Origin of the sequence: Klebsiella sp. GB_Kp056 (assembly GCF_040064755.1) — a bacterium.
Taxonomy (GTDB): domain Bacteria; phylum Pseudomonadota; class Gammaproteobacteria; order Enterobacterales; family Enterobacteriaceae; genus Klebsiella; species Klebsiella quasipneumoniae.
The window spans coordinates 36,827-50,670 of record NZ_JBEAJA010000037.1; the positions used below are offsets into that span (position 1 = coordinate 36,827).

11 protein-coding genes are annotated in these 13,844 nt (G+C 60.7%); 8 read left to right on the top strand and 3 right to left on the bottom strand.

Features of this window, described 5'->3' with window-relative positions:
• Nucleotides 1-10: 10 nt before the first annotated feature.
• Nucleotides 11-574 carry a DNA endonuclease SmrA gene (gene smrA / locus ABLV52_RS04705; protein WP_032452707.1) on the top strand — a complete coding sequence of 188 codons (564 nt, stop codon included), beginning with the start codon at nt 11-13 and terminating at the stop codon, nt 572-574.
• Here smrA and ABLV52_RS04710 read toward each other — a convergent pair.
• Nucleotides 571-1,377 carry an IclR family transcriptional regulator C-terminal domain-containing protein gene (locus tag ABLV52_RS04710; RefSeq protein ID WP_131096238.1) on the bottom strand — a complete coding sequence of 269 codons (807 nt, stop codon included), beginning with the start codon at nt 1,375-1,377 and terminating at the stop codon, nt 571-573. The two genes, smrA and ABLV52_RS04710, sit on opposite strands and share 4 nt — an antisense overlap.
• Nucleotides 1,378-1,546: 169 nt before the next feature.
• Between ABLV52_RS04710 and ABLV52_RS04715 the strand changes: the two genes are divergently transcribed.
• Genes ABLV52_RS04715 through pcaC form a run of 6 tightly spaced genes read left to right on the top strand, consistent with a single transcriptional unit; the run spans nt 1,547 to nt 6,611 of the window.
• Entirely contained in the window at nt 1,547-2,233 is a 687-nt protein-coding gene (locus ABLV52_RS04715; protein WP_023289514.1) for a 3-oxoacid CoA-transferase subunit A, read from the top strand.
• A gap of 10 nt (nt 2,234-2,243) precedes the next feature.
• Nucleotides 2,244-2,900, top strand: a complete 657-nt coding sequence (locus ABLV52_RS04720) for a 3-oxoacid CoA-transferase subunit B (protein ID WP_023289515.1) — start codon at nt 2,244-2,246, stop codon at nt 2,898-2,900.
• 10 nt (nt 2,901-2,910) lie between these two features.
• Entirely contained in the window at nt 2,911-4,113 is a 1,203-nt protein-coding gene (pcaF, locus tag ABLV52_RS04725; protein ID WP_048297434.1) for a 3-oxoadipyl-CoA thiolase, read from the top strand.
• A 9-nt stretch (nt 4,114-4,122) separates the two neighbouring features.
• Nucleotides 4,123-5,475 carry a 3-carboxy-cis,cis-muconate cycloisomerase gene (locus tag ABLV52_RS04730; protein WP_110243817.1) on the top strand — a complete coding sequence of 451 codons (1,353 nt, stop codon included), beginning with the start codon at nt 4,123-4,125 and terminating at the stop codon, nt 5,473-5,475.
• A complete protein-coding gene (gene pcaD / locus ABLV52_RS04735) occupies nt 5,465-6,232 on the top strand; it encodes a 3-oxoadipate enol-lactonase (protein ID WP_348890122.1) in 768 nt (255 codons plus the stop codon). The genes ABLV52_RS04730 and pcaD overlap by 11 nt, the downstream gene beginning before the upstream one ends.
• Nucleotides 6,222-6,611, top strand: a complete 390-nt coding sequence (gene pcaC, locus ABLV52_RS04740; RefSeq protein WP_023289519.1) for a 4-carboxymuconolactone decarboxylase — start codon at nt 6,222-6,224, stop codon at nt 6,609-6,611. Before pcaD ends, pcaC begins: the two co-directional genes overlap by 11 nt.
• 596 nt (nt 6,612-7,207) lie before the next feature.
• On the opposite strand, the gene fumA is transcribed toward pcaC, so the two are convergent.
• Nucleotides 7,208-8,860: a class I fumarate hydratase FumA gene (fumA, locus tag ABLV52_RS04745; RefSeq protein ID WP_023289520.1), complete on the bottom strand. Its 1,653-nt coding sequence runs from the start codon at nt 8,858-8,860 to the stop codon at nt 7,208-7,210.
• A 53-nt stretch (nt 8,861-8,913) separates the two neighbouring features.
• Complete coding sequence (locus ABLV52_RS04750; protein WP_049092623.1) at nt 8,914-10,425, bottom strand: anion permease; 1,512 nt, start codon at nt 10,423-10,425, stop codon at nt 8,914-8,916.
• Nucleotides 10,426-11,066: 641 nt separating this feature from the next.
• Here ABLV52_RS04750 and ABLV52_RS04755 point away from each other — a divergent pair.
• On the top strand, nt 11,067-13,844 hold the full coding sequence (locus ABLV52_RS04755; RefSeq protein ID WP_348890074.1) for a flavocytochrome c: 2,778 nt from the start codon (nt 11,067-11,069) through the stop codon (nt 13,842-13,844).

A 13,844-nucleotide genomic window follows, 5' to 3' on the forward strand; every position in this document is an offset into this window, starting at 1 on the left:
AGGAGAGCCCATGAACCTTGATGACAAATCCCTGTTTCTTGACGCCATGGAAGATGTCCAGCCCCTGAAACGTAACAATGACGTGCACTGGCATCCCGGGCGCAACAGTCGCGCCCCGCAGCGCGTCGACACCCTGCAACTGGATAATTTTCTCACTACCGGCTATCTCGATATCGTACCGCTCGCCACGCCGCTGGAGTTTAAGCGCGAAGGGCTGCAGAGCGGTGTGCTGGATAAGCTACGGCGGGGGAAATACAGCCAGCAGGCGAGCCTCTCCCTGCTGCGCCAGCCGGTGGAACAGTGCCGGCAGATGCTCTTCGCCTTTATGGTGCAGGCGCAGAAAGAGGGGTTACGCAATGTGCTGATCGTTCACGGCAAAGGCCGCGACGACCAGTCCCATGCCAATATCATCCGCAGCTATCTGGCGCGCTGGCTGGAAGAGCTGCCGGAGGTGCAGGCCTTCTGCGCCGCGCTACCACATCATGGCGGTAGCGGCGCCTGCTATGTCGCGCTGCGTAAATCGGCCGAAGCGAAGCAGGAGACCTGGGAGCGGCACGCCAAGCGCAGCCGTTAGCGCAGCAGCAGCGTCAGCTCGCGAGCGGCTTTTTGCAGCTCCGGCAGCACGCGGTCGATCATCTCGCGGGCCGACATCTGGCCCGCATGCACCCCGACGTTCAGCGCCGCCTGCGTCTGCCCCTGGGCGTTAAACAGCGGTACCGCGAGGGAGCGCAGGCCCATCTCCAGCTCCTGATCGTTGAGGGCATACCCCTGCTGATGCACCCGTTTCAGCTCGGCGCGCAGCTTCGCCACCGAATCCACCGTCTGCGGGGTATAGCGGATCATGGTTACCCGGGCCAGCATGTCGTTGAGCTTCTCCTCCGGCTGATGGCTGAGCAGCACCCGACCCATCGAGGTCGCCCACGCCGGAAGGCGGCTGCCGATATCGAGGTCGATGGTCATGATCCGCGAACTGGAAGCGCGGGCGATATACAGGATATCGTCCCCGTCGAGGGTGGCGATGGAACAGGATTCATTGAGCATTTCGCTCAGATGCCGCAGCACCGGCTGCGCCGAACGCGCCAGCGGCGTCGAGGCCAGCCAGGCGTGCCCCAGGGCCAGGATCCGCGGCCGCAGCTGAAAATGCTTACCGTCTTCGGCATAAACGAACCCCAGCTTGCTCAGGGTATACAGGCAGCGGCGCACCGCTGCGCGCGGAATGCCGGTCTTCTGACTGATCTGTGAGATAGACAGCAGGGGCCGCTGCGGCGTGAATGCCTGAATCACCTCCAGGCCGCGCGCCAGCGAGGCCATGAAGTTAGGATCGCCCTTAAACGGATCGCCGTCGCCGGTCAGTAAATCGTCTGGATGCTTGTCCATTTCTGTTCCCCATATTTGCCATCGATCACATTCTTTCGCTAAAGATAACCGATGTTCGATTATCGCACCATATTTCGATTATCGCCCTTGACCGACATCGTTAAGCGGGTCACATTTTGTGCGAACAACGATTAAAAGTGCGATTACCGCACATCACTGGAGCGACCTGATGATTGATAAAAGCGTATCGACGCTGAGCGAGGCCATCGCCGGGATCCACGACGGGGCGACTATTATGATCGGCGGCTTTGGTCCCGCCGGCCAGCCGACCTTTCTGATTGACGCCCTGATTGACCAGGGCGCCCGCGACCTGACCATCATTAACAACAACGCCGGCAACGGCGAAGTGGGGCTCGCGGCGCTGCTTAAGGCTGGCCGGGTGCGCAAAATGATCTGCTCCTTCCCGCGCCAGGTCGATTCCCAGATTTTCGATGACCTCTATCGCCGCGGCAAAGTGGAGCTGGAGCTGGTGCCGCAGGGCAACCTCGCGGCGCGGATCCAGGCCGCCGGCGCCGGGCTGGGGGCGGTGTTTACCCCCACCGGCTACGGCACGCCGCTGGCGGAAGGCAAGGAGACACGGGAAATCGACGGCCGCCACTATGTGCTGGAGTATCCGATCAAAGCCGATTTCGCGCTGATTAAAGCCCACCAGGGCGACCGCTGGGGCAACCTGGTGTATCGCAAAGCAGCGCGCAACTTTGGCCCGATTATGGCGACGGCGGCGAAAACCACCATCGTTGAAGTCTCGCAGCTGGTGTCACTGGGCGACCTCGACCCGGAACACATCATCACCCCCGGCATTTTCGTCCAGCGCGTGTTCTCGCTGGAAAACCTGACTGCCGCACAACGCGCCTGAGGAGCCCGAGATGCAAAAACTGACCCGTGACGAAATGGCCCAGCGCGTGGCCCGCGATATCCCCGAAGGCGCTTACGTTAACCTCGGCATTGGCCTGCCGACCCGGATTGCCAACTACCTGCCTGCCGACAAAGAGGTGTTCCTGCACAGCGAGAACGGCCTGCTGGGCATGGGGCCGAAGCCGCAGCCCGGAGAAGAAGATCCCGAGCTGATCAATGCCGGTAAAGAGTACGTTACCCTCCTGCAGGGCGGCTGCTATTTCCACCATGGCGACTCCTTCGCCATGATGCGCGGCGGCCATCTCGATATCTGCGTGCTGGGGGCCTATCAGGTCTCCGCCAGCGGCGATCTCGCCAACTGGAGCACCGGCGCGCCGGACGCCATCCCGGCGGTCGGCGGGGCGATGGATCTGGCCATCGGCGCTCGCCAGGTGTTTGTGATGATGGACCATCTGACCCGCGACGGTGAGTGCAAGCTGGTGGAACAGTGCAGCTACCCGCTGACCGGCGTCGGCTGCGTGAGCCGGATCTATACCGACCTGGCGGTGATCGACATTACCGACCGCGGCCCGGTGGTGCGGGAAATCTTTAACGGTCTCTCTTTTGAAGAGCTGCAGCGCATCACTCCGGTGACGCTGACCTTTGAACAACTGGCGGAAAGCGCGTAAGGAACCTATGATGAATCAGGCATTTATCTGTGATGCGGTGCGTACACCCTTTGGCCGTTTTGGTGGTACCCTGGCGACGATGCGCGCTGACGACCTGGCGGCGCTACCGCTGAAAGCGCTGCTGGAGCGTAACCCGGGACTGGATCCTTCGCGCATTGACGATGTGATCTTTGGCTGCGCCAACCAGGCCGGGGAAGACAACCGCAACGTGGCGCGGATGGCGCTGCTGCTGGCCGGGCTGCCGGAGAGCGTGCCCGGCAGCACCATCAACCGCCTGTGCGGCTCCAGCCTCGATGCGATCGGCGTCGCGGCGCGGGCGATTAAAAGCGGGGAGACGCAGCTGATGATCGCCGGCGGCGTGGAGAGCATGTCCCGGGCGCCGTTTGTGATGGGTAAAGCGGAGAGCGCCTTTAGCCGCAGCATGCAGATGGAGGATACCACCATCGGCTGGCGCTTTATTAACCCGCAGATGAAAGCCCTGTACGGCGTGCATTCCATGCCGGAGACGGCGGAAAATGTCGCCGATGAGTTTGCCATTTCCCGCGCCGATCAGGATGCGTTCGCCTTACGCAGTCAACTGCGCACCGCCGCGGCCCAGGAGGCTGGGCGTTTTGCCGATGAGCTGATCGCCGTCCAGGTGCCGCAGCGTAAAGGCGAGCCGCTGCGGTTTAGCCGCGATGAACACCCGCGCAGCACCTCGCTGGAGGCGCTGGCGAAACTGCGCGGCGTGGTGCGCGCCGACGGCAGTGTCACCGCCGGCAACGCCTCAGGCGTTAACGATGGCGCCTGCGCGCTGCTGCTGGCCAGCGAAACCGCGCTGGCGGCCAACGATCTTCAGCCGCTGGCCCGGGTGGTCGGCGTGGCGACGGCGGGGGTGGCGCCGCGCATTATGGGCTTTGGCCCGGCGCCGGCGGTGCGGAAGGTGCTGGCGCAGACCGGTCTGACGTTAGCCCAGATGGACGTGATCGAGCTGAATGAAGCCTTCGCCGCCCAGGCGCTGGCGGTGACCCGTGATTTGGGCTTACCGGACGATGCCGCCCATGTGAACCCCAACGGCGGGGCGATCGCCCTGGGGCATCCGCTCGGCGCCTCCGGCGGCCGCCTGGCGATGACCGCAGCTTACCAGCTGAAACGGACCGGCGGCCGCTACGCGCTGTGCACCATGTGCATCGGCGTCGGGCAGGGGATCGCCCTGATTATTGAACGTGTTTAAGGAGCCAGAATGAGTTTGTTGACCCCGATGCTGCGCAGCAGTCCGCTCACCGACTGGTTCAGCGACGCGCAGCGGGTGCAGGGCATGCTGGATTTTGAAGCGGCGCTGGCCCAGGCGCAGGCCGCCTGCGGGATGGTGCCGGCGGCGGCGGTCGGGCCGATTGTCGCGGCCTGCCGCCACGAGGCGATCGATTTTACCGCCCTGGGCGAGGCGGCTGTGGGGGCGGGTAATCTGGCGATCCCGCTGGTGAAACAGCTGACGGCCCAGGTAAAAGCGCGGGATCCAAACGCCGCGCGCTACGTTCACTGGGGCGCCACCAGTCAGGATGCTATCGACACCGGGCTGGTGCTCCAGCTGCGCGGGGCGCTGGATGCCGCCGAGCAACTGCTTGAGCGACTGTTGGCGGCCCTCGCCGGGCAGGCCGACCGTCATTGCCACAGCGTGATGCCGGGCCGGACCTGGATGCAGCATGCGCTGCCGGTGACCTTTGGTCTGAAGCTGGCGGGCACTCTCGACGCGCTGCTGCGCTGGCAGCAGCGGCTGCGGGAGATGCGTCCGCGTCTGCTGGTGCTGCAGTTCGGCGGCGCCGCGGGGACCCTGGACGCGCTGAAAGCGCAAGGACCGGCGGTTGGCCAGGCGCTGGCGCAGAACCTCGGTCTGTCGCTGCCGGATACCCCGTGGCACAGCCAGCGCGATCGGCTGCTGGAGGCAGGCGCCTGGTTCGCTGGCGTCTGCGGCACCCTGGGGAAATTCGCTAATGACTTCTCCCTGCTGATGCAGACCGAAGTGGCGGAGGTGGGCGAGCCGGTAGCGGAAGGGCGCGGCGGCTCGTCGACGATGCCGCATAAGCGCAATCCGGTGGCCTGCGCGGCGATCCTGACCGCCGCCCAGCGCACCCCGGGTCTGATGGCCACCCTCTATGCCTGCCAGATTCAGCAGCACGAGCGGGCGCTGGGCGGCTGGCAGGCGGAGTGGGAGACCCTGCCGGAGCTGATTACCCTGGTGGGCGGGGCGCTGGCGCAAAGCGAGGCGCTGGTGCGCGACATGCAGGTCTTCCCGCAAAAGATGCGCGCCGACCTCGATATCACCCACGGGCTGATCATGGCTGAGGCGGTGACCCTGGCGCTGGCGGAATGCATCGGCAAAGCTGAGGCGCACCATCATATTGAGGCGCTGTGCCGTCAGGCGCTGGACCGCCACTGCCCGCTGGTCGATCTGCTCGCGGCGGACCCGCGGGTTAGTCAGTATCTCTCCCGCGAACGCTTAACCACGCTGCTGGACCCGGCAACGGCGACCGGCAGCGCCGAACGCTTTGTGCGCCAGGTGCTGGCGCGTTATCAGGAGCAACATGATGAATCTTGATTATCAACTCGACGGACCGGAAGGTGCGCCGGTTATCGTTCTCTCCAACTCGCTGGGTACCACCCGGGCGATGTGGCAGCCGCAGACAGAGGCGTTAACCGCCCATTTCCGGGTGCTGCGCTACGACACCCACGGCCACGGTAAAACGACGAAAAATGGCAAAGTGACCCTCGCCCAGCTGGGAGAAGATGTGATTGCGCTGCTCGATCATCTGAATATCGACCGCGCCTGGTTCTGCGGGATCTCGATGGGCGGTCTGACCGGTCTGTGGCTGGGCCGCTTTGCGCCAGAGCGTTTTTATGGTTTGGCCGTCGCGAACACCGCGGCGCGCATCGGCGATCAGGCCAGCTGGCTGTCGCGGGCGCGGGCGGTACGCCAGGAGGGAATGGCGGTGGTGGCCGCCGGGGCGGCGGATCGCTGGTTCACCCACGCGTTTCGCCAGAAGGCGCCGGAGGTGGTGGAGGCCCTTTGTCACCAGCTGACCCATACCGACGCCGAAGGCTATGCCGCCTGCTGTGAGGCGCTGGCCGCCGCCGACCTGCGGGGCGAAGTAGGGCAGATCCCGCTGCCGACGTTAATCATTGCCGGGGAAAGTGACCCTGTCACCAAGGTCGGTGACGCTAATTTCCTGCAGCAGCAGATCCCCGCCTCCCAGGTGGTAGTTCTGCCGGCATCGCATCTGTCAAACATTGAGGCGGCGAAAAGCTTTACTTCAGCGCTGCTGAGCTTTTTCCAGGGAGAACGCCATGGAGGATAAACAGCGCTATCAGGACGGGTTGGCGGTGCGGCGCAAAGTACTGGGCGACGCCCACGTCGACCGTACGCTGCAGCATCTGACGCCGTTGAACGAAGAGTTTCAGGACTTTATCACCCGCTACGCCTGGGGTGAGACCTGGACCCGTCCGGGGCTCGACCACCACACCCGCAGTATGATCACCATTGCCATGCTGATTGCCCTCAATCGCGAGGCGGAGCTGAAGATGCATCTGCGCGCGTCGTTTAACAACGGGGTGACCCGCGATGAGCTGAAAGAGTTGATCATGCACTCTGCGCTGTACTGCGGACTGCCGGCGGCCAATGCCACGATGCATCTGGCGCAGCAGGTGTTTGACGACATTGACGCCGCGCAGGGTTGAGTCGTCGTGCCCGGCAGTCGTTGTCGGCCGGGTAAGGAACAGACGCCACCTGGGGAAATAACGGCACAACCGGAAGTGTTCCTGTTCGCACTATGTTGGCAGGGTTACAACGTCTATGTTAACTCCGGGCAGATTGCGCTCCCGGTTGATCTTCTGCGTTATGTCACTCATGGCGCAGGGAGCGCACAGGGGGCGGCCAGTCGCCGCCGCCCCTTGTGCCCCCGTCTTCCGGGAACGTCTCAGCGATGCTGAGGCCGCCAGCACCGGCAGTTTCAGTCGCGCAAGTGGGTTAATTAACGGCTGGCTGCACGGCCCCTGTAGGCCGGGTAAGGCGTACGCCGCCACCCGGCGGAAATGCCGCTACGTTATCCTTATTTGTCACCCTCCTGCGGCGCGACGGCTGGGGCATCGTCCCGGTCGACCCGAGGGTCAGCATCAACCCGGGAAAGGGAATTATTGTTATTTTTCAGCATCCAAGGGACGACTTGTCGTTGAGCATAGCCGGGCAGGAAGTGAATTCAAGCTGGCGCGGCGCGGGCATAAAAAAAGCCGTCACCTGAACGGCGACGGCCTGCTGTTAGCGCCAGAGGGGGGCGTTAGCCGTGCTGTTTACAGCCGGCGCACTGCTTGTTCTGGATCTGCTGGAAGAAATCGTTACCTTTATCATCGACGAGAATAAACGCCGGGAAATCTTCCACTTCGATTTTCCAGATCGCCTCCATCCCCAGTTCCGGATACGCCACGCACTCAAGGCTCTTGATGCTCTGTTGCGCCAGCACCGCCGCCGGGCCGCCGATGCTACCGAGGTAGAAGCCGCCGTGTTTGTGGCAGGCGTCGGTGACCTGCTGGCTGCGGTTGCCTTTCGCCAGCATCACCATGCTCGCGCCATGGGACTGCAGCAGATCGACGTAAGAGTCCATGCGGCCAGCGGTGGTCGGGCCGAGGGAGCCGGAGGCGTAACCGGCAGGCGTTTTGGCCGGGCCGGCGTAGTAGATCGGATGATCTTTCACGTACTGCGGCAGTTCCTCGCCATTATCGATAAGCTCTTTCAGCTTGGCGTGGGCGATATCGCGAGCGACGATAATAGTGCCGTTGAGACTCAGGCGGGTGGAAACCGGATGGGCGGACAGTTGCGCCAGGATCTCGCTCATCGGCTGATTCAGGTTGATGCTGACCACCTTGCCTTCGCCCTGCTGACGCAGATGTTCAGGGATATATTTTCCTGGATTGCTCTCCAGTTTCTCAATCCAGATACCGTCGCGGTTGATTTTGGCTTTGATGTTGCGGTCGGCGGAGCAGGAGACGCCCATGCCGATCGGACAGGAGGCGCCGTGGCGCGGCAGGCGGATCACCCGGATATCGTGGGCGAAGTATTTGCCGCCGAACTGCGCGCCGAGGCCGAGGTTTTGCGCTTCCTGCAGCAGTTCCTGCTCAAGCTGCACATCGCGGAACGCCTGACCGTGCTCGTTGCCTTCGGTTGGCAGACCGTCGTAGTAACGGGTGGAGGCCAGCTTGACGGTTTTCAGCGTCGCTTCCGCCGAGGTACCGCCGATGACAAAGGCGATATGGTACGGCGGGCAGGCCGCGGTACCGAGGGTACGCATCTTCTCGACCAGATAGTTTTTCAGCTTCGCCGGGGTGATCAGCGCTTTGGTTTCCTGATAGAGATAGGTTTTATTAGCGGAACCGCCGCCTTTCGCCATACACAGGAATTTATATTCGTCGCCGTCGACGCTGTAGAGATCGATCTGCGCCGGCAGGTTGGTGCCGGTGTTGACCTCTTTATACATATCCAGCGGGGCGTTCTGCGAGTAACGCAGGTTATCTTCGGTATAGGTGTTGTACACGCCCTGCGCCAGGGCGGCTTCGTCGCCGCCGCCGGTCCAGACGCGCTGGCCTTTTTTACCCATGATGATGGCGGTGCCGGTGTCCTGACAGGTGGGCAGGACGCCTTTGGCGGCGATTTCCGAGTTGCGCAGGAACTGCAGGGCGACATATTTATCGTTATCGCTGGCCTCCGGGTCGAGCAGAATCGACGCGACCTGCTGCTGATGGGAGACGCGCAGCATAAAGGCGGCGTCGTGGAAGGCCTGCTGCGCCAGCAGGGTCAGCGCCTGCGGTTCCACTTTCAGCACTTCCTGGCCGTCAAATTCGGCGACGGAGACGTGCGCTTTGCTGAGCAGATAGTATTCGGTATCGTCGTGCGCCAGCGGGAACGGATCCTGATAAACAAACGGTTTAGTCGACATAATCACTTACTCCATAAAGATAAAACCGCCGGGGTGGTCCCGGCGGTTATGAATCAGAACATCATGGACATCCACGGATAGCCAATCAGCAGCAGGGCGGCCAGGAAGATGGCGCCAAAGATGGTGCCGAGGCGCCAGTAATCTTTGGTCGGCAGATAGCCGCTGCCGTAGTAGATCGGGCTTGGGCCGGTACCGTACGGGGTGATGATCCCCATCACGCCCAGCGAGGTCACCATCAGCAGAACGAACACTTCCATATTCATCCCCGGGATGGTGGCGGCGATGGTCAGCATGGCCGGCAGCAGCGCGGTAGTGTGCGCGGTGGTGCTGGCAAACAGATAGTGCAGCAGGTAGAACGCCAGCAGCAGGACGATGGTCGCCATCCCCGGGGAGATACCGCTCATCAGCGCGCCGCCCTCTTTACCCAGCCAGGCGATAAAGCCGGTAGAGGAGAGGCCGTCGGCCAGCGCCACCAGGGTGGCGAACCAGACAAAGGTGTTCCACGCCGCTTTGTTGTTGGTGATATCGCTCCAGGAGAGCACGCCGGTCCACAGCATCAGCACGATAACCAGCAGGGCGGCCAGAGCCGGTTCAATCCAGTCGGCGGCGAAGATCCACATCATCAGCGCGAAGCAGACGAACACCAGCAGCAGGATCTCATTGCGCGACAGTTTGCCCAGTTTTTCCAGTTCACGAGCGGCCCACAGCGGCACTTCGTTATTGACTTTCACTTCCGGCGGGTAGAACCAGTAGGCCAGCAGCGGCATGGTCAGGATCAGCAGTACGCCAAGCGGCAGGAAGGCGATGAACCAGGTGCCCCAGGAGATGTTGATACCGACGATGCTTTTTACCAGCGCCAGCGCCAGCAGGTTCGGCGCCAGTGCCGACAGGAACATCGAGCTGGTGATACAGGCGGCAGTGATCGCTACCCACATCAGATAGGAACCGATTTTACGCGCGCTCGGATCGTTTGGTTTTGAACCGTACAGCGGCGGCAGGTTGGCGATAATCGGGTAGATGGTGCCCCCGCTGCGCGCGGTATTCGACGGCGTAAACGGCGCCAGCAGCAGATCCGCGAAGGTGATGGCGTAGCCCAGCGTCAGGCTGCGACGGCCGAGATATTTCACCAGAATCAGCGCCAGGCGGCGGCCGAACTGGGTTTTATCGTAGCCGGCGGCGAACATAAAGGCGCCGAAGATAAGCCACACGGTGGAGTTGCCGAAGCCGCTCACCGCCCACTTAAAGGAGGCGCCGGCCATTTTGAAGCCAGGTGCGGCCATCTGTTCCGGACTGAACAGCAGCCACTGACTGCACAGGGCGATGACCACCACGCCGGTGATGCCGATAACGGCGCCAGGCAGTGGTTCAAAAATCAACCCGACGATCACCCCGACGAAGATAGCGAAGTAGTGCCAGGCGTACGGCGGCAGGCCGTCCGGGACCGGGACGAAGAGTAACAGCACGGCAACGATAATCGGCAGCGCCATCATCAGGAGACGTTTTTTATTCGCAGTCGTTGGATTGACTGCACCGGCAGGCGGTATGGTTGTCTTTTTCTCTTTCATAATGAGTATCTGCAAGTTGTTGAAAATAACGTTTACGCCAGCGATGCGCTCAGTGGTTTCTTTAATTACAAAAGTTTCTTTAGTTTTTATTTTGCGTTTCTGAGTATCGTTGGGGCGATTATTTAACGCGATTTGATGGGCGTTAAATTAAATTTATTGGTTATTTATATATTGCGCTTTCAATGGCCGTTGCAATTGATCAAGATCAAGAAAAGCAGGTGATTTCACTATTTTTTTATTATCAGTATAACCCTATGTGATGAGGTGTTATTTTGGCGAAAATATCGGTAAATGTTAAAATAAAAATAAGCAATTAATGCTAATTTTTTCCATGTGTTTCGTAAGTTGCTGAATAATAACTGTAATGCGCGCGAGTTTGGTCGTTGTGAATGTTAACGTAAGTATCTGAAATGTTATCGTGCATTTGTATTATGTAAATGCTATTTATTATTTTAATAATACAATAGAGGTAGCGATGTTATTGCTGGGGTTAAATAGTTTTATAACTAACGTAATTGATTTAGTAACTAAAAAACCCGTTATATTATTGGCATGACAACAGGAATTAAAAAACCACAACCATTAATGATTCCGTCACCCCATTCTGAATTTTTAATATTTTAAAATCTGGAGCGTAACTTATGACCAGTAACGAACGAATTCTGCAGCCATTTACTTTACCAAATGGTACGGAGCTGAAAAACCGTTTGCTCATGGCGCCGATGACCACCTGCACCGGTTATTTCGATGGGACTGTCACCAGCGAGCTGGTGGAGTACTATCGCGCTCGCGCCGGCAGCATCGGCACCATTATTGTCGAGTGCTGCTTTATTGATGACTACGGCCTGGCCTTCCCGGGGGCTATCGGTATCGATAACGATGAAAAAATCGCCGGCCTGGCGAAAATCGCCGAAGCGATTAAAGCGGAAGGTTCGAAAGCGATTCTGCAGATCTATCACGGCGGCCGCATGGTCGACCCGCAGCTGATCGGCGGTCGCCAGCCGGTGGCGCCGAGCGCTATCGCCGCCCCGCGTGAGGGCGCCGCGATGCCGCGGGCGCTGAGCGGAGACGAAGTGGAAGCCATGATCGCCAAGTTTGGCGATGGGGTCCGTCGCGCTATCCTCGCCGGTTTCGACGGGGTCGAAATTCACGGGGCTAACACCTATCTCATTCAGCAGTTCTATTCGCCGAACTCCAACCAGCGCGACGATGAGTGGGGCGGTAGCCGCGACAATCGCGCTCGTTTCCCGCTGGCGGTGCTCGACATCACCCATAAAATGGCCCGCCAGTACGCTGACGATGCCTTTATCATCGGTTACCGCTTCTCGCCGGAAGAGATGGAGGTCCCGGGGATCCGCTTCGACGACACCATGTATCTGCTGGAAAAACTGGCCGCTCGCGGCGTCGATTATCTGCACTTCTCGGTGGGCGCGACTCTGCGTCCCTCTATCGTTGATACCTGCGACCCAACGCCGCTGATTGAGAAATACTGCGCCATGCGCTCTGACACTCTGGCTCAGGTGCCGGTGATGGGCGTCGGCGGGGTGGTTAACGTCGCCGATGCCGAGCTGGGCCTCGATCACGGCTATGACCTGATCGCCGTGGGCCGCGCCTGCATCGCCTATCCGGACTGGGCGGCTCGTATCGCCGCGGGTGAAGAGCTGGAGCTGTTTATCGACAGCACCCAGCGCGAGGCGCTGCATATTCCGGAACCGCTGTGGCGCTTCTCGCTGGTGGAAGCGATGATCCGCGACATGAGCATGGGCGACGCCAAATTTAAGCCGGGGATGTTTGTTGAAACCGTTCAGGATGACGCCAATGAGCTGGTGATCAACGTCAGCCTCGAAAATGACCATATCGCCGATATCGAACTGGCGGCGAGCCCGGTGCAGACCGTGGAGTTCACCACCAGCTTCGAAGAGATCCGCGAACGTATTCTGACCGCCAATACCCCGCACGTGGACGCTATTTCCGGGGCCACCAGCCAGAGCGAGGCGGTGAAAAAAGCGGTCGCCAAAGCGATGCTGAAATCGAGCAAAGCGCTGGCGGCGGAAGAGGGCGGCAATGACGCCGCGCCGAAAAGCTATGATGTGGTGGTGGTCGGCAGCGGCGGCGCCGGTCTGGCGGCCGCCATTCAGGCTCACGACGAAGGCGCCAGCGTGCTGATCGTCGAGAAAATGCCGACCATTGGCGGGAACACCATCAAGGCTTCCGCCGGGATGAACGCGGCGGAGACCCGCTTCCAGCGCGTGAAAGGCATTCAGGACAGCAAAGAGCTGTTCTATCGGGAAACCCTGAAAGGCGGGCACAATAAAAACAACCCGCAGCTGCTGCGCCGCTTCGTGGAGAATGCCCCGCAAGCCATTGAATGGCTGGCTGACCGCGGCATTATGCTCAACGATATCACCACCACCGGCGGGATGAGCATTGACCGCACCCACCGTCCGCGCGACGGGTCAGCGGTCGGCGGCTATCTGATTAGCGGCCTGGTGCGCAACATCACCAAACGCGGCATCGACGTCCTGCTGGATACCTCGGTGGAGGAGATCCTGATGAGCGGCGATGAAGTCAGCGGCGTGCGTCTGATCAACGACGAAAACGAGATCATTGAAGTCCAGAGCAAAAGCATTGTGGTGGCCACCGGCGGCTTCAGCGCCAACAGCGCGATGGTGGTGAAGTATCGTCCTGACCTCGAAGGGTTCGTCACCACCAACCACAAAGGGGCCACCGGGAGCGGTATCGCGCTGCTGGAGCGTATCGGCGCCGACACGGTGGATATGGGCGAAATTCAAATTCACCCGACCGTTGAACAGCAGACCTCCTATCTGATTTCCGAGTCGATTCGCGGCGGTGGGGCGATCCTCGTCAACCAGCAGGGTAACCGCTTCTTCAACGAAATGGAGACCCGCGATAAAGTCTCCGCGGCGATTATCGCCCTGCCGGAACACTATGCGTACATCGTCTTTGACGAACATGTACGGGCGAAAAACAAAGCCGCCGATGAGTACATCGCCAAAGGCTTCGTCACCAGCGCCAGCTCGCCGCGTGAACTGGCGGAGAAACTGGGGATGGATTACCATGCCTTCCTCGCCACCCTCGAGTGCTACAACGGGGCGGTGGAAAAACAGCATGATGAACAGTTTGGCCGTACCACCGCGCTGCGCGCGCCGATTAACGAAGGTCCGTTCCACGCCATTCGTATCGCCCCGGGGGTGCACCACACCATGGGCGGCGTGACCATTAACACCGATGGCGAAGTGCTGAACGTTGCCCGGCAGCCGATCCGCGGCGCCTACGCCGCCGGTGAGGTGGTTGGCGGGATCCACGGCGGCAACCGTATCGGGGGTAACGCGGTGGCGGATATCATCATCTTCGGCACCCTCGCGGGCCACCAGGCGGCGAAACGCGCCAGAGGATAA